The sequence below is a fragment of the Rhodococcus sp. NPDC079359 genome, assembly GCF_040702585.1.
In the GTDB taxonomy this organism is placed as follows: Bacteria; Actinomycetota; Actinomycetes; order Mycobacteriales; family Mycobacteriaceae; genus Rhodococcoides.
Genome location: NZ_JBFBLH010000002.1, coordinates 677,860 through 694,115, shown reverse-complemented (window position 1 = coordinate 694,115; position 16,256 = coordinate 677,860). Strand labels below are relative to the sequence as shown.

The following is a 16,256-nucleotide window of genomic DNA, read 5'->3' as shown; positions in this document are numbered from 1 at the left end:
TCGCGCGTCATCACTTTAAAGTGATGACGCGCGTCATCGGATCGCGTCTCGTGCGGGAGGGGTTCGTCAGCATGCACATTCACACCGCGGTGATCATCGGCAGCGGTTTCGGTGGCCAGTGCGCCGCGAAAGCACTGCTCGATCGGGGAATCGACGACCTCGTGATTCTCGAAAGGCGTCCCTTCCTCGGTGGCACGTGGAAGCAGAACCGCTACCCGGGTGCAGCCGTCGACGTGCAGAGTCCGCTCTACTCGATTGCGTCGGAGCCGTTCGAGTGGACGCGGATGTTCGCCGAACGTGAGGAACTCGACCGGTACACCCAGCACGTGCTCGATTCCAACGGGCTGCCTGCCCGAACACATGCGAACACGGATGTGCAGAAGATCGAATGGGTCGGTGATCACTGGGCGATCTCCACCTCGCGCGGCGAGTATGCGGCGAAGTTCGTGGTCAATGCCTCGGGACCCCTCAGCACCCCCGTCGTACCGCCGTTCCCTGGCCGAGAGAAGTTTCAGGGCAAGCAGTTTCACACGAACGACTGGGACACCGGGTACGACCACGCCGGCAAGCGGGTGGCCATCGTCGGCAGCGGTGCCAGTGCCGCGCAGGTGATCCCTGCGATCCAACCCGCCGTGGAGCAGCTGCACGTTTTCCAGCGCACCCCGCACTGGGTGATGCCCCGTCACGATCGCGAATTCACGCCGTGGCAGCGCAGGTTGCTGAAGTTGGAACCGATCCGCAGGCTGGTCCGCGCGGGGATCTACTGGAGTCTCGAAACTCGCATCATCGGCTTCAAGTACTCGCGGACGATGTTGAAGGCGGTGGCGCAGCGAACTGCGTTGAAACACATTCAGTCTCAGGTGCCGGATTCCGAGCTTCGAGCGAAAGTAACCCCGGACTACGTCATCGGGTGCAAGCGGGTTCTGCTGTCCAACACGCTCTATCCCGCGCTGGGGCAGGCGAACGTCACCCTGCACGACAAGAACGACGGCATCTCGGAAATCACCGAGACCGGAATCGTCACCACCACAGGCGAACACGTCGATGTCGATCTTCTGGTGTGGTCCACCGGATACGACGCCACCGACGGAGTCATCTCGTACCCGGTGATCGGACGTGACGGCCGGGCCCTGTCCGACCTCTGGGATCCCTACCCACGTGCCTACCTCGGCACCACAATTCCCGGATTCCCCAACCTGTTCGTCGTCACCGGACCGAACACCGGAATCGGCCACACCTCTGCGATCTTCCTCATCGAGGCGCAGATGGAGTACATCGTGCGGGCCGTCGACGCCGTCCGGCAGGTGGGTGCGACGGCCATCGAGGTCACCGCAGCTGCCGAGCAGGAATACACCGACACGATTCATCGCGAGATGGAGGGCACCGTCTGGAAGGACGGTGGCTGCCACAGCTGGTACCAGTCCAAATCCGGGCACGTCGTTGCCATGTTCCCCGGGTTCAGCTTCACATTCCGCCGGTGGGCCAAGCGTTTTCGACCCGAGGCCCATCACATCCACCGGTCGTCCACCGAGGCGACGACGAAGGACGAGGTATCGGCATGAGCAAGCACACCGGCCAGGTCGCGCTGATCACCGGAGCGGCAGGCGGGATCGGTTCCGCCGTCGCCACCGCGCTGCATCGACGCGGTGCCTCGATCGTTCTGGTCGACATGAAATCCACCGATCTCGAATCGGTGGCGGCGAAGCTGGGCAACCAGCGCGTGGCGATCGCGTACGCCGACGTCACGGTGCGCGAGCAGCTCGACGCAGCCGTCGCAACCGCGATCGACACCTTCGGCACGCTCGACGTAGTGATGGCCAACGCCGGAATCTCCAGCGGTGCACAGGCATCGACCGTTCGCTCCGTGGACGACGGAGTCTTCGAGCGGGTCATCGGCGTCAACCTGATCGGAGTGTGGAACACGGTGCGGGCTGCTCTGCCGCACATCGTCGAGTCCGGGGGCTACGTGCTGCTCACCTCGTCCACGTACGCGTACCTCAACGGCCTGGCGAATGCGCCGTACGCGGCTTCGAAGGCGGCGGTCGAGCAGCTCGGTCGTGCATTGCGCGCGGAACTCGCGAGCACGAAAGCGACTGCCGGAGTGCTGTATCCGGGATGGGTGGCGACGCCGATCGCCGAAGTCGCGTTCGGCGGTGACGACGTGGCGACGGCCATGATCGACCGGGCTTTTCCCTCGCCGCTGCTCCGTCCGATCACGCCGGACAAGCTCGCGCGCGTGGCCGTTCGAGGTATCGGACGGCGGGCTGCGCGTATCGCCGTCCCCGGTCGCTGGATCCCGATCTCGATACTGCGCGGCATCGTGAACCCGATCATGGACGCCGCGATGGAGCGGGACGCCGAATTGATCCGTCTGACTGCCGAATTGGATGCCCGACGGTCATGAGCACGGTGTCCGAAGCCGCAGGCCGCGCCTACGGCGGTGAGAGCGCGGCCGACCGCGACGATCGCCGGCGGCGGCAGCTGCTCGACGCCGGGCTACGGGTGTTCGGCAGCGTCGGGTACCGCGCCGCGACGGTCCGCGGACTGTGCCGCGAGGCCAAGATCGCCGATCGAGACTTCTATCGGCACTTCGACAAGACCGAGGACCTGCTGCTCGCCGTCTACGCCGAATGCATTGCACGCCTCACCGATTCGGTGTCCGACGCAATCGTGCAGGTGGACCGGAACGGTGATCTCAGGGATGTTGCGAAGCAGTTGCTCGACCCCTTCTTCCAGGTCATCGAAGATCCGCACCTGGCCCGAGTGGTGTGGATGGAGGTGCTCGGGGTCAGCCCCCGCGTCGAGCAGACGTACCTGACGGTGATGCAGCAATTCGGAACACTGCTGCTCGGCTACCTCCGTACGTTCGCGGGCGATGTTCCCTCGGGCCCTGATCTGGATGTCGACCTGCTCGCCACCGCGGCCATCGGCGGCATCAGCCACACCGCGATGACCTGGTATCAGAGCGGCTACGCCGCAGACCGACGCATCGTCGTTGCGACCATTGCGACCATGCTGGCCAACATCGTCGCGCCCCTCGCCCTGCCGCCCACATGATCTACCTGATGCGCAACGCCATTCGTGGACACAGACGAACGGCATCCGCGGCTCGCCGCGCATCGTTTTCTTCGAGGACGACGGTGCTCCCACCGTGGCGGGCGAGTGGATAACCCCACTCGTCTCTGATGAGAGTGTCGGGGAGCAGTTCGGTGCACACGCCGCGTCCGTCGCAGCGTGTCCAGTCGATGTGGAGGGCCGTCCCGCGTCGGCCTTCGGCGGTCATCGGATGCGTCCTCGGTGAATCTCGCACGTGTCCAGTCGATGCAGGTGTACGTCCTGAGCGAAGACCGACATCGCCGATCGGATCAGGCGGGCGGTTCCGTCGGGGTGATGGCACGCGCCGCGGCCGTCGACCAGTCGTGTGTAGCGCGCGATCTCGGTGATCGCGCCGTCGGCGTCGTCGCCGATCGACAGTCGTGAGAACACGTCGGCCAATCGCGGCAGACCGTTGAGGCAGGGACCGCATTGCCCGGCACTCTCGTTCGCCAGACAGCGGACGAACTCGGCGGTGGCCAGCAGGCCGCACGAGCCGGTCCCCAGGACGTGGACGATGCCTGCGCCGGGGCGGGACCCGATGTCTGCCAACGATTCCTGGGACATGGTGCGCCCGGTCAGCGCGTCACGGTCTACCCAAGTGCCGTGAAATCCGCCGAGTAGCACTGCTCGCACCGAGCGTAGGTCGACGCCTGCACCATGGGTGAGCATCTCCTCGATCGACGCACCGAGAGGGACCTCGGCGACGCCGGGGCGTCGCACTGCGCCCGAGTAAGTGACGAGCATGGTGCCGGGCTCCGATGCCGTTCCCCGCGAACGGAACCACTGCGGTCCCCGTCGCTCGATCAGGGCGATGTGGGCGAGGGTTTCGACATTGAGCACCAGGGTGGGTCGTCCACGAACCCCGGCCTCCGACGCGTGTGCCTTCTTGTCCCGGGGTAGTGCCGGACCGCCCTCGATCGCAGAGATCACCGCGGACTTCTCGCCGGAGACGAAGCCGGGAGCGGCCGCGATCACCTGGACGTCGGTGCGATCCCATCGGGTACGGCGTCGTTCGTCCACGGCCGCCCGTACGGCGTCGACGCGCTCCGGGGGCGCATACAGGTAGCAGTCTCGGGCACGGATGGCGGACGCTGTCGCGGCGATACCGTCGAGCACCAGATGCACCGACCGATCGAGCAGCAAATGGTCTTTGCGGCTCAACGGTTCTCCCTCGGCAGCGTTGGCGACGAGTACTGCCTTGCGGCCGGTGATCGAGCGCATCTTCGCGCCGGTGGGGAATGCCGCGCCGCCGTGCCCCAGAAGGCCGGACCGAACGACGGCATCCACCAGGGACTCGTCAGCGGGTGGACGTGCTCCGTAGAGCTCGGTGTGGCGGCGCAGATCGTTCGTGCCGTCCTGTGCGAGCAGCGAATCGGCGAGATATGTCGGTGCGGTCATCGGCTTACCTTCACTCTGGTGTGCTGGTGTTCTTGGAAGTTGTGGCGCAGTCGCCAGGTCGTGGCCGAGGCGACGACCACCGTGCAGGCGAGCGCGGTGGCCAGGAACCATCCGCTCCCCGAATCGGTTCCGTTGCCGAGAGCGTGGGCCAGCGCGATCGGCCACAGTGCGTACGAAAGCCAATGCACTGCCCGGAAAGTGCGGAGCCCAAGTCGGTGTCGGAGTAGCCCGGTCAGAGTTATCGCGATCAGCAGATCGAATGCGAGGGTGCCCAGTCCGAGCCAGAACGGCTTGTACGCCCCGGCGAAGGGAACGAACGCGTCGATCAGGTGCAGTTGCGCATACGGGTCGAAGAACAGTGACACGATGTGAATGCCGACGAACATCGATCCCAGAAGTGCGGTGCTGCGGTGCAATTCGACGACCCCGAACCGGGGCACGGTCAACAGGGGTCGCCCCGACCGAGTGAGGATTCCCGACGCCACCGCGAGGGTCAGCAAGACCAGGGCGGCCATGCCCGAGCCACGGCCCAGTGCCCACAGTGCCTCACTCATGATCGGTCCTCTCCGTCGTCGGGCCAGTGGCCGCTGTGGATGATCGTGCCGTCGGCGGCCACCGACCGGGCGGGCAGTCCGATCCGGTCGAGCCAGGCCGTCGCGGCCGGCCCTCGAACGATGCACGCGGTACTGACCGTGTTGGCGGTGAGAGCGCTGGAGGCAATCACTGTCACGGTGCGCCAATAGGGTTCGGCCGGACGCGCCAGCTGCGGATCGAGAATGTGATGGAGCATCTGCCCCTCGTGCATCCAGCGTCGTCGGAGGGTGCTCGACGTCGCCACCCCGGTGTCGGATCCGATGACGACGACGGTCGAAGGTTCGCCGTCACCGTCGCACACCTCGATACGCCAGCCGTCGTCGGGATACGGCCCACTGGTGGCGATATCGCCACCGAGGGAGACGAGCACGCCGGTCCCGAGCTCGTCGTGTACTGCGCGGGCACACCGATCGGCCGTCAGTGCCTTGGCCGTGGCACCCAGGTCGAGACCGACGCCGTCGGGGATCGTGACGTGATCCTCGCCCAGGGTGACCATCGACCAGTCGCTTTCCGTGACGAATCCGGTTCTGCCGATGGCAGATTCGATCTCATCACAGGACGGGACCGTCGGACCGAGATCAGCGAAATCTCGGTCGTATCCCAGGTGCACCAGTGCCGAACCGACGGTGGGATCGACGTCTCCGCCGGTCAGTCGCGCGGCGGAGAGTGCGGCCTCGAGAAAAGCGTGCAGAGTCGGGCTGATAGAGGTGGGGCGACCGCCGGCCCGCGCGAGCATCGAAAGTTCCGAATCGGGCCTGAATCTGCTGCAGGCGGCATCGACCGTGGCGAGTTCGGCACGCACGATGCGTTCTGCGTGTTCGATGGTGCCGGGTTCGGTGACCGACAGCTCGGCTGCGCAGCCCCACACCGACCAGCTCCTGGAGGCCGTGGTCGTCCCTGCAGCGACGCCGGTCACGATCCCTGGGTCCTGGCGTGTGTGGCACCGGAGCCGGATGTTGTGCTGGGCGTCGTGACGCGAGGGGCCGAACCGAATGTCGGTGCGGTGGCTGCATCGTCGCTGTCCACCGTGTCGGCCACCGTTGCCGTGGACTCGGGTTCGTGTGTGTCGAGGTACGCCAGTGTCGCGGTTCCGCCGAAGACGGTGATGCCGAGGGCTGCGATCGCCGCAGTCGCGATGCGGGTGCGGCGGTACCCCTGCTCCGGTGTGTTCATGGAGACCAGTGTGCGGCGGTGGAGCTGAAGGATCGCTGAAAGATCCTGCACGGATGGGCCGTCGATCTGATGTACTCGTGTTCCCTGCCGCCCCAACGATTCGAGAGGGCGTTGTGCGAGTACTACTGGTCGAGGACGAGAAACTCCTGGCGGAGACCATCCGTCGTGGTCTCGATGCCGAAGGATTCGTCGTGGAAGTCGAGTACAACGGCATCGACGGCTTCGACAGTGCGGTCACCGGCGATTTCGACGCGATCGTGCTCGACATCATGCTGCCGGGAAAGCAGGGGTACGACGTCGTTCGAGACCTGCGTAAGCAAGGGGTGTGGACGCCGATATTGATGCTCTCGGCGAAGGACGGTGAATACGACCTGGCCGATGCCTTCGATCTCGGTGCGGACGACTATCTCGTCAAGCCGTTCTCGTTCGTTGTTCTCGTCGCTCGGCTGCGTGCCCTCGTTCGACGGGGTGCACCGGCGCGCCCGGCGGTTCTGACGGTCGGGGACCTCGAGCTCGACCCCTCTCGCCACCGCGTGACCCGGCAGGGGACGGAATTGGCGCTGACTCCGCGGGAGTACAGCGTGCTCGAATACCTGATGAGGCGAAACGGCGTGGTGGCGAACAAATCCGAGATCGTACGTTCGGTGTGGGACGCCAACTACGACGGAGACGAGAACATCGTGGAGGTCTACATCGGCTACCTGCGCAAGAAGGTGGATCTCCCGTTCGAGACCAGACTGATCGAGACGGTGCGTGGTGCCGGTTACCGCATCGCCGCGGGGCACTGACTCCTGATGCGCCTGCACACAGACATGCTTCGGCCTCGATCGTGGACGGTTCGCGTGCGATCGGCGGTGGCGTCGACGCTCGTCGTGGCTGTGTGCCTGATCGCGGCGGGTGGTGCGCTGGTCGGTGTCCTCTACTCCTCGCTCGAGAGGTCGGCCGTGTCGGCGGCCTCTGCCCGCGTGGCGCTCATCGCTCAACAATGGGAATCCGAGGATCGAGACGACGACAGGGGGCCGCGCGTCGAGAACTCTCTGCTCGCGACGGATGGGCAGGTGGGCATCGTGCAGGTCGTCGACGCATCGGGGGCGGTGCTGGAGAGTTCACGCGGTGATGCGACCACACCGCTGACGACGCAGCAGGTTCCGTCGTCGGGGGTGCAGGACCTCGGCCGAGTGGATATCCGCGGAATCGGTGAGTTCTGGGTGTTCGCGACGGGAGTGACGTCGGCTCGGGGCGGGGCGACCGTGGTGGTCGGGGCCGACCGGGAGCCGGTCGAGAAGGTGGTGGGCACGGTGGCGCTCCTGCTCGTCGCGGTCGGTCCCTTCGTCGTCGCTCTGGTGGCCTTCGCCACGTATCGGCTGGTCGGTGCCGCCCTGAGTCCGGTGGAGGACATCAGGTCTCGGGTCGCTTCGATCTCGGGAGCTCGACTGATCGAACGTGTTCCGGTTCCCGACACGCACGACGAGATCGCCCGTCTCGCACTCACGATGAACCACATGCTCGAGCGGCTGGAGGCGGGCCAGCGCGCTCAGCAACGCTTCGTCAGCGATGCCTCACACGAATTGCGGAGTCCCTTGGCGACGATCACGGCGGCATTGGAGTTGGCGGAGGCGAGACCCGAACTGCGCGATGCGGCGCTGGTGAACGATTCGTTGCTTCCCGAGGCGCGGCGGATGCGCCGGCTCATCGAAGATCTGTTGGTTCTCGCACGGTCCGACGAAACCGACGCTGCTGCCGTCTCCGGTGACGTGGATCTGGAGGATCTGTTGTACGAGGAGGCCAAACGTGTTCAGGCCACGTCCGATGTAGCGACGGAGTTGTCCATCGTTCCGGTCCGAGTGAGCGGCGACCCCTACGCGTTGGCCCGCATGGTGCGCAATGTCGTCGACAATGCCGTTCGGCACGCGGAATCACGAATCATGCTGTCCTGCTCGGTGTCCGGAGATGATGCGGTGATCGTGATCGACGACGACGGTCCGGGAGTGCCGGTGTCCGAGCGGACGCGAGTGTTCGATCGCTTCGTTCGGCTGGACTCGTCGCGAACCCGGGACGAGGGAGGTGCCGGTCTCGGCCTGGCGATCGTCGCCGATACTGTAGCCGCGCACGGCGGTAGCGTGCGGGTGACGGATGCCGCCACCGGGGGAGCTCGATTCGAGATCAGGCTTCCCCGGTGAGGGTCTACTGCACCGGCACAACCCTTTTCAGGAACGCCAGTTGTTCCTCGACGATGGTCGGGAACAGCGGCTGCACGTAGGGGTCGAAGTGCCCACCCTTGTGGATGTGCACGGTGGCGTCGGGAATATTGCGCGCGACCTTCTGGCACACCGCCGCCGGCGTGATGGCGTCCTCCGACATGATCTGCACCAGTACCGGACAGGTGATCTTCGACGCGGTCCTACCCGGCGAGTACGGCCCGATGCGTAGAAGGATCCGTGCTGCAACGGTTTCGGGCGTGGCCATCACAGCGACATCACCGGGGTAGCCGACGGATTCGACGTACCGGGGGGATTTACGTCAGTCGTGCATGGTCGTTCGGTTTCGGCCCAGCTTCTTCGACTCGTACAGCGCTCGGTCGGCGCGCTCGAGGGTCGCGCGGGCGGTCTCTCCGTCCTGTCGACATGCCACCCCTACCGAGATCGTCAGGTCGGCCGGCAACTCCGTCCGCACCCTATCGATGGCGGTGCGCAGCTCGGCACCCGTGCCGGTGACGCACAGCACGGTGAATTCGTCGCCGCCCGAGCGGCTCAGCAGATGCTGCGGCGGGAGGCAGTTGCGTAATGCATCCGAGACGGTGACGAGTGCGTGATCGCCTGCCGCGTGCCCGAAGTCGTCGTTGATCACCTTGAAGTGATCGATGTCCACCACGGCGACGGCGTCGATCTTTCCGCTCGCGACCGTTCCCGGCCGAGCGTCCAGCTCTCTGGTCAATCGCCGCCGGTTCGCGAGTCGGGTCAGATCGTCGATCTCGGAGGTCGATGCAACGCTCTGGACCCAGGCCGCAGAGATCGCGATTGCCACGAGGACGAGCTCGGCGTTGACCACCAGAACAGGGTGCAGGTCTCCCACCACGATGCCCAGGTACGCGATGTAGCTCGCGTTGAGAACCGTTGTACGCCAGGCGATCCGGTTGGGCAGGACGATGAACGCCGGCGTCACCAACAGTAGCTGGAGAAAGATCCCGGACAAAGCCGCGATCTCGCCGCCCGCAGCGGTGCAGAACAAGGCGATACTCGTCAGGCCCGACAGATGCATCAACAGGTACAGCCGCCGGGAAAGTACCGGTGCTGCGGCGATCATGTAGACGCCCAGTGCGCACCACAGCACAGCCAACGCACACAGGACCGCGGCGGCCCGGGGGGACGCCGCGACGACGATGACGACACCGACCAACCCGCTGACGAGGCAATTGACCCCGGACGTCCGCGCTACCGACGCAGGAGAGTACTGCCAGCCACTGTTCACACCACTAGCCTCTCGCACGGTCCCCACGACCTGCTGGCGAGTTTAGCCCCCTACCAGCGTGGGCACGTGTTCTCGAAGCTCGGATCGATGCCCTGCATGTAGCCGGTGTCGTCGCGGTCGCGGATACCGCAGTCGAGGTACTGCTGATGCAGCGCTGCGAGGGCGGCCTCGTCGATCTCGATGCCCAACCCCGGCCCCGTGGGCACGGCCACCGCGCCGTCCACGACGTTCAACACCCCGGGTACGACGACGTCCTCGTTCTTCCACGGCCAGTGCGTATCGCAGGCGTAGGTCAGATTGGGCGTCGCCGCGGCCAGGTGCACCATGGCGGCCAGACTGATGCCGAGGTGGCTGTTCGAGTGCATCGACAGACCCAGCTCGAAGGTCTCGCAGATGCCGGCGAGCAACCTCGATCGTTGCAGGCCGCCCCAGTAGTGATGGTCGGACAACACCACCTGCACCGAATCCTTCACCACCGCGGGCCGTAGATGATCGAACGCGACGACGCACATGTTGGTCGCGAGTGGCATCTTCGCCTCCCGCGCGACCTCGGCCATCCCGTCGAGTCCTGGTGTCGGGTCTTCGAGATACTCGACGATGCCGTCGAGCTCGGCGGCAACGCGGATGGAGGTGTCGACGGTCCAGGCCGCATTGGGGTCCAGCCGGAGCGGTAGCCCGGGGAATGCCTCCCGCAGGGCCTTGATACCGGCGATCTCCTCGTCGGGCGGGAAGACGCCGCCCTTGACCTTGATGGCCTCGAAGCCGTACTCGTCGATCATCTTTCGAGCCTGCCGAACCAGGCCTTCCGGATCGATCGCCTCGCCCCATTCGTCGGGCTGCTGCCCGGGATGCGCAGCCCACTTGTAGAACAGGTACGCGCTGAACGGAACCGAATCGCGCACCTTGCCGCCGAGTAGATCCGACACCGGTCGTTGCAGCACTTTGCCCTGGACGTCCAGGCAGGCGATCTCGAAGGGTGAGAACACGCGGTCGGTGGTGCTGGCCGTGGTGATCATTCCGGCGACGCCGTCACCACCGGTGATCGACAGGGTTCCGAGTACGGAGTCGACGGCGTCACGAATCGCGTTGAGTGCGAACACGTCCAGGCCGGTGATGGCCTTGGCCGCCGCGTCGAGACGAGCCAGGTGTGCGGTGTCGGCGTACGTTTCACCGAGTCCGACGACGCCTGCATCGGTATCGAGCTGGATGATGGCGCGCAGTGCGTACGGCTGATGTACACCGACGGTGTTGAGCAACGGAGGGTCGACGAACGCGATCGGGGTGATCCGAGCGCCGGTGATCAGAATCGGACCCTGCATCAGTGCACCGCGAGCTCGTCCGCCAGCACGGCCCGGCCGGCGGCGACGATCGCGGTCAGTTCCTCGAGGTGCGGTGCACTGATGTCCACCAGTGGCGGACGCACGGGGCCTGCCTCGATGCCCTCCATCGTCACGCCTGCCTTGATGAGAGAGACGGCGTAGCCGGGAACCTTGTCGCGCAGGCGAACCAGCGGGTGGAAGAACTCGCGCAGCAGTGCGGCTGTGAGCTTCTCGTTTCCGCTGTCGAGGGATCGGTAGAACGCCAGCGCAAGCTCGGGCGCAAAGGCGAACGTTGCCGAGGAGTACAGCGTGACACCGATGGCCCGGTAGGCCTGCTGCGAGACCTCGGCGGTGGGCAGGCCGTTGAAGAACTGGAAGGGCTTGCCCGACGGTTCCAGCGCGTCCAGTACCGCGCGAACGATGCGGCCGACCTGATCGAGATCGCCTGTACCGTCCTTGAATCCGACGACGGTGGGCAGCTGCGCCACCTCGACGGCCGAGTCCTCGGTGAAGCGGGCGTTGCCGCGGTTGTAGACGATCAACGGCAGATCCGAGGCACCGGCAACGGCCTTGGTGTAGTTGACCAACCCGGCCTGCGGCATCGTCACCAGATAGGGCGGGAGCAACAGGATTCCGTCGGCTCCGTTGGCCTTCGCGCTCGCGGCGAATGCCTTTGCCTGGGCGACGGATCCGCCTGCACCGGCGTACACGGGTACGCGGCCGGCAACGACGTCGACCGCGGTGCGCACGATCTTGCCGAACTCCTCGCTTTCGAGAGCATGGAATTCGCCGGTGCCGCACGCGATGAACACTCCACCGGGTCCCGCATCGACACCCTTCGCGATGTGCGCGGCCAGCAGGTCGTAATCGACCTCACCGGTGGCAGTGAACGGTGTGACGGGGAAGAACAGGACTCCGTCGAGCATGGTGGTCTCCTCGAGAACTAGGTGGGGGTGAGTCAGTCTTGGGTGAGCTGGCCGTCGATGCGGCGGAAGATGCCCTCTGGGTTGCCGTCGGCAATTGCACTGGGCAGCAGAGATTTCGGCACATCCTGGTAGGAAACAGGACGCAGGAAGCGCTCGATGGCCAGAGATCCGACCGAGGTGGTGCGGGAATTGGAAGTGGCGGGGAAGGGGCCGCCGTGGACCATTGCGTGGCCTACTTCGACGCCGGTGGGCCATCCGTCGAACAGGATGCGGCCGGCCTTGAGTTCGAGAACCGGGAGGAGTTTGCCTGCCTCGGCGTGATCGGACTCGTCGGCATGGACAGTGGCGGTCAGCTGCCCTTCGAGGAGCGCGGCGACGTCGCGAACCTGCTGTGCATCGGTGCAACGAACGATGAGGCTCGACGCGCCGAACACCTCCGCCTGCGCTGCGTCGGAGGTGAGGAACGTATCGGCGTCGGTGGCGAACAGCGCTGCGCGGCAGGCGTTCGGGGCCTGTGCGTCGGTACCCCTGGCGAGCTCGGTCACGACTTCGCTCAAAGTGTCGACGCCCTCGGCGTAGCTCGCGGCGATGTTCGGGGTCAGCATCGTGGTGGGTGTGGACTCCTGGACAGCGGCGGTTGCTGCCTCGGTGAAGGACTGCAGGCCGGGGCCGTCCACGGCGATGACGAGACCGGGGTTGGTGCAGAACTGGCCCGAGCCCATGGTCAGCGATGCGACGAAGGCGCGGCCGAGTTCGGCTCCCCGGGCGGCGAGTGCGCCGTCCAGGACGAACACGGGGTTGATGGAACTCATCTCGGCGTACACCGGGATGGGCTCGCGGCGACCGGCCGCCGCGGCGACGAGAGCCGTTCCGCCCGAGCGTGATCCGGTGAAGCCGACGGCCTTGATGCGAGGGTCGGTCACCAGAGCGGTACCGAGTCCGCGGCCGGAGCCGAACAGCAGTGAGAATGTGCCCGAGGGCATTCCGGTGGAGGACACCGCGTCGGCGATTGCGCGGCCGACCAGCTCGGACGTTCCCGGGTGGGCGTCGTGTGCTTTGACCACCACGGGGCATCCGGCCGCGAGGGCGGACGCGGTGTCGCCGCCGGCGACGGAGAAGGCGAGCGGGAAGTTGCTGGCTCCGAACACCGCTACCGGTCCCAGGGGGATCTGTCGCTGGCGGATGTCGGCGCGGGGGAGGGGCGCGCGTTCGGGCTGGGCCGGATCGATGCGGGCTCCGTTCCAACTACCCTCGCGCAGAACGGAAGCGAACAGGCGCAGTTGTCCGGTGGTGCGGCCGACCTCGCCGGTGATGCGGGCCAGCGGAAGCCCCGACTCGGCGACGGTGCGCTCGATCAGGGTGTCGCCGAGCGCTGCGATGTTGTCGGCGATGGTCTCGAGGAACTGCGCGCGGGTCTCCGAGGACGTGGCCCGGTAGTCGGCGAATGCGTCGGCCGCTGCGGCACAGGCCTTCTCGACGTCGTTGTTGTCTCCGTGCCCGTAGGCGGGTTCGAGATCTCTGCCGGTGCTGGGGTCGATTCCGTGAATCTGCGCGCCGGCACCGAATACCGGGACGCCGGCGATGATCATCCGGCCGGTGAGATTGGTGGACTGTGTCGTCGACGCTGTCATGGGGTGACTCCTAGGGCTGTGATGCGGTGCGTGCACTGACGCCGAGGCGTGACCTGGCTCATAGCTCACCACGGTAGAAGGGCGATCGATACATGTCCAAGTCTAAAAAAGTCGTATTCGATCCACTCTCGGTATCGATCGCGCTGCCAGGTGTGATGGGCTCCCGTTGTGCGCACCGATGCCACTACTGCATCGGTCGATGCGCAGATGGTCTTGGACATGAATCGATCGGGAGTCCTAGTCTCGTCTGTGAGCCGAGTCACCCATGGCGTATGAGAGAGGTCGGACATGAACGTCCACACGAGCACCCCCGTCGTCACAGAGATGCGCGTCATTCCCATCGCCGGTCACGACGACATGCTGCTGAACCTCAGTGGAGCCCACGCCCCGTACTTCACCCGCAATCTGGTGGTGCTCACCGATTCGGATGGGCGCATCGGCGTCGGTGAAGTGCCGGGCGGGGAGGCGATTCGGCAGACTCTCGAGGATGCGCGGGTGCTCGTCGAGGACCAGGGCATCGGTCGGTACAACGCCGTGCTGGCCGAGATGCGCCGCACGTTCGCGGATCGTGATGCCGGGGGCCGTGGCGCGCAGACCTTCGATCTGCGGATCGCGATTCACGCTGTGACCGCGGTGGAATCGGCGTTACTGGATCTACTCGGCCAGCATCTCGGCGTCAGCGTCGCGGCGTTGCTGGGAGACGGTCAGCAGCGTGAAAAGGTCCAGGCTCTGGGCTACCTGTTCTTCGTCGCCGATCGCACCAAGACCGACCTCGCCTACCGTGGTGCAGCCGACGAGGCTGCTGGGGCCGACGACTGGATGCGCATCAGGCACGAGGAGGCCATGGATCCCGAGTCGATCGTGCGCCTCGCCGAGGCGGCGCAGGCCCGATACGGATTCCAGGACTTCAAGCTCAAGGGTGGTGCGCTGCCCGCCGCCGAGGAGGCCGCTGCGGTGCGCGCACTGGCCGAGCGATTCCCCGAGGCTCGAATCACGTTGGACCCCAACGGTGGTTGGTTGCTCAAGGACGCGATCGAGACGTGCCGTGGACTGCGCGATGTCCTGGCCTACGCCGAAGACCCCGTCGGACCGGAGGGTGGATTCTCCGGTCGAGAGGTGATGACCGAATTCAAGCGCGCCACCGGGTTGCAGACCGCGACCAACATGATCGCCACCGACTGGCGCGAGATGGGCCACACCATCCGATCCGGTGCCGTGGACATCCCGTTGGCCGACCCGCACTTCTGGACGATGGCCGGTTCGGTCCGCGTAGCGCAGCTGTGCGATGCGTGGGGTCTGACGTGGGGTTCGCACTCCAACAATCACTTCGACGTGTCACTGGCCATGTTCACCCACGTCGCCGCGGCCGCTCCAGGAACGATCACGGCCATCGACACGCACTGGATCTGGCAGGACGGACAGCGAGTGACCAAGGAGCCGTTCACGATCGAGGACGGCTACCTCACCGTGCCCGACAAGCCGGGTCTGGGTGTCGAGCTCGACTTCGAGCAGATCGATGCGGCGCACGAGCTGTACCAGAAGGAAGGTCTCGGTTCCCGCGACGACGCCATCGGTATGCAGTACCTGATCGAGGGATGGACGTTCGACAGCAAGCGCCCGGCCCTGGTGCGATGAGTTCTGGTGCGCGGATGAAGATCGTTGTCGGTGACCGTAATGTGCTGCCGCACCGGGAGCAGTTCGAGGCGGGCCTGCCCGCCGATGCCGAGGTGGTCTGGTGCATCCCGTTCGACGAAGACCGAGTCATCGACGAGCTTGCCGATGCGGATGTGTATGTCGGCGGCAAGTTCAGCGCGGCCATGGGTGCCGCAGCACCGAAGCTACGCATGGTGCACGTCGCAGGCGCTGGAACGGACAACGTCGATCGTTCCCGCTTGGGTCCCGATGTGCAGGTGTGCAACACGTTTCATCACGAGCAGTCGATTGCCGAGTATGTCGTTGCTGCGACCGTGATGTTGCGACGTAAGTTTCTGCAACAGGATCGGGCGCTGCGCGCGGGCCGGTTCGCGACCGCTGTCTACGATCCGAGCATCGCGCAACCGTTGTCGCTGAGCGGTGCCCGCATCGGATTCGTCGGGTTCGGGCATATCGGTCGAAAAACGTGGCAGTTGTTTCGGGCGTACGGGGCAACCGGTGCTGCGGTCACCGGGAGTGGACGAGCTCCGGATGAGGGCCTCGAATGGGTGGCTGATGCAGTGGATTTGACGAGGCTCGCCGAGTTCGCGGATGTTCTCGTGGTCTCCGCACCGCTGAACGAGCGCACTCGCGGGATGATCGGCACCGACGAACTTCGGAGGCTGGGCAAGGACGGGATACTCGTCAACGTCGGTCGTGGGCCCTTGGTGCAGGAACAGCCACTGTTCGACGCACTGTCTCGCGACGAGATCGCCGCAGCTGCCATCGATGTCTGGTACCGATACCCGGGGCCGGACGGGGTGGGCGAACCGAGTTCGCTGCCGTTTCGCGAACTCGGCAACGTACTGATGACGCCCCACTCGTCGGGCGTCACGCATCATACGTTCGTGGGCCGAGTCGCCGATATCGCGTCGAACATCGATGCTTTGGCGGCATCGTTGAGCCGGTAAAAGGTGTTGGACGTGCATAGTTCGCCGAAATAGGCTGGGAGGCAACAT

At 65.6% G+C, this 16,256-nt stretch carries 17 protein-coding genes; 7 read left to right on the top strand and 10 right to left on the bottom strand.

The features are described 5' to 3' along the window. The first annotated feature begins 23 nt into the window (after positions 1–23). The 3 genes from AB0362_RS07895 to AB0362_RS07885 are packed head-to-tail and all read left to right on the top strand — an operon-like array spanning position 24 to position 3,057. A complete protein-coding gene (locus AB0362_RS07895; RefSeq protein WP_366235398.1) occupies positions 24–1,562 on the top strand; it encodes an NAD(P)/FAD-dependent oxidoreductase in 1,539 nt (512 codons plus the stop codon). Next, entirely contained in the window at positions 1,559–2,404 is an 846-nt protein-coding gene (locus AB0362_RS07890) for an SDR family NAD(P)-dependent oxidoreductase (RefSeq protein WP_366235397.1), read from the top strand. Before AB0362_RS07895 ends, AB0362_RS07890 begins: the two co-directional genes overlap by 4 nt. After that, positions 2,401–3,057: a TetR/AcrR family transcriptional regulator gene (locus AB0362_RS07885; RefSeq protein WP_366235396.1), complete on the top strand. Its 657-nt coding sequence runs from the start codon at positions 2,401–2,403 to the stop codon at positions 3,055–3,057. Before AB0362_RS07890 ends, AB0362_RS07885 begins: the two co-directional genes overlap by 4 nt. Position 3,058: 1 nt before the next feature. On the opposite strand, the gene AB0362_RS07880 is transcribed toward AB0362_RS07885, so the two are convergent. Genes AB0362_RS07880 through AB0362_RS07860 form a run of 5 tightly spaced genes read right to left on the bottom strand, consistent with a single transcriptional unit; the run spans position 3,059 to position 6,261 of the window. Beyond that, positions 3,059–3,283, bottom strand: a complete 225-nt coding sequence (locus tag AB0362_RS07880) for a ferredoxin (RefSeq protein WP_366235395.1) — start codon at positions 3,281–3,283, stop codon at positions 3,059–3,061. Further along, positions 3,280–4,494: an NADH-ubiquinone oxidoreductase-F iron-sulfur binding region domain-containing protein gene (locus AB0362_RS07875; protein ID WP_366235394.1), complete on the bottom strand. Its 1,215-nt coding sequence runs from the start codon at positions 4,492–4,494 to the stop codon at positions 3,280–3,282. Before AB0362_RS07875 ends, AB0362_RS07880 begins: the two co-directional genes overlap by 4 nt. Then, the gene (locus tag AB0362_RS07870; protein WP_366235393.1) at positions 4,491–5,048 is read right to left on the bottom strand and encodes a ferric reductase-like transmembrane domain-containing protein; all 558 of its coding nucleotides are present in this window, start codon (positions 5,046–5,048) and stop codon (positions 4,491–4,493) included. The genes AB0362_RS07875 and AB0362_RS07870 overlap by 4 nt, the downstream gene beginning before the upstream one ends. Next, positions 5,045–6,004, bottom strand: a complete 960-nt coding sequence (locus AB0362_RS07865; RefSeq protein WP_366235392.1) for an FAD:protein FMN transferase — start codon at positions 6,002–6,004, stop codon at positions 5,045–5,047. Before AB0362_RS07865 ends, AB0362_RS07870 begins: the two co-directional genes overlap by 4 nt. Next, positions 6,001–6,261, bottom strand: coding sequence for a hypothetical protein (locus AB0362_RS07860; protein WP_149406941.1), 261 nt, complete (start codon positions 6,259–6,261; stop codon positions 6,001–6,003). Before AB0362_RS07860 ends, AB0362_RS07865 begins: the two co-directional genes overlap by 4 nt. A gap of 113 nt (positions 6,262–6,374) precedes the next feature. Between AB0362_RS07860 and AB0362_RS07855 the strand changes: the two genes are divergently transcribed. Continuing rightward, the gene (locus tag AB0362_RS07855) at positions 6,375–7,049 is read left to right on the top strand and encodes a response regulator transcription factor (protein ID WP_317533460.1); all 675 of its coding nucleotides are present in this window, start codon (positions 6,375–6,377) and stop codon (positions 7,047–7,049) included. A 6-nt stretch (positions 7,050–7,055) separates the two neighbouring features. Then, positions 7,056–8,441 carry an ATP-binding protein gene (locus AB0362_RS07850; protein ID WP_317533459.1) on the top strand — a complete coding sequence of 462 codons (1,386 nt, stop codon included), beginning with the start codon at positions 7,056–7,058 and terminating at the stop codon, positions 8,439–8,441. A gap of 4 nt (positions 8,442–8,445) precedes the next feature. On the opposite strand, the gene AB0362_RS07845 is transcribed toward AB0362_RS07850, so the two are convergent. From AB0362_RS07845 to AB0362_RS07825, 5 genes are read right to left on the bottom strand one after another with little or no spacing between them, the layout of a single operon-like run. Then, positions 8,446–8,727 (bottom strand): alpha/beta hydrolase, encoded by a 282-nt coding sequence (locus tag AB0362_RS07845; protein WP_366235391.1) that lies wholly within the window; start codon positions 8,725–8,727, stop codon positions 8,446–8,448. A 54-nt stretch (positions 8,728–8,781) separates the two neighbouring features. Then, complete coding sequence (locus AB0362_RS07840) at positions 8,782–9,729, bottom strand: GGDEF domain-containing protein (RefSeq protein WP_366235390.1); 948 nt, start codon at positions 9,727–9,729, stop codon at positions 8,782–8,784. 50 nt (positions 9,730–9,779) lie between these two features. Beyond that, positions 9,780–11,051 (bottom strand): glucarate dehydratase family protein, encoded by a 1,272-nt coding sequence (locus AB0362_RS07835; protein WP_366235445.1) that lies wholly within the window; start codon positions 11,049–11,051, stop codon positions 9,780–9,782. Next, positions 11,048–11,974, bottom strand: coding sequence for a 5-dehydro-4-deoxyglucarate dehydratase (locus AB0362_RS07830; protein WP_366235389.1), 927 nt, complete (start codon positions 11,972–11,974; stop codon positions 11,048–11,050). Before AB0362_RS07830 ends, AB0362_RS07835 begins: the two co-directional genes overlap by 4 nt. 32 nt (positions 11,975–12,006) lie before the next feature. Next, entirely contained in the window at positions 12,007–13,605 is a 1,599-nt protein-coding gene (locus AB0362_RS07825) for an aldehyde dehydrogenase (NADP(+)) (protein WP_366235388.1), read from the bottom strand. A gap of 288 nt (positions 13,606–13,893) precedes the next feature. Here AB0362_RS07825 and AB0362_RS07820 point away from each other — a divergent pair, with 288 nt between their 5' ends. Both AB0362_RS07820 and AB0362_RS07815 read left to right on the top strand, forming a co-directional pair. Next, on the top strand, positions 13,894–15,240 hold the full coding sequence (locus AB0362_RS07820; protein WP_366235387.1) for an enolase C-terminal domain-like protein: 1,347 nt from the start codon (positions 13,894–13,896) through the stop codon (positions 15,238–15,240). A gap of 14 nt (positions 15,241–15,254) precedes the next feature. Next, positions 15,255–16,208 carry a 2-hydroxyacid dehydrogenase gene (locus tag AB0362_RS07815; RefSeq protein WP_366235386.1) on the top strand — a complete coding sequence of 318 codons (954 nt, stop codon included), beginning with the start codon at positions 15,255–15,257 and terminating at the stop codon, positions 16,206–16,208. The last annotated feature ends 48 nt before the right edge of the window (positions 16,209–16,256 follow it).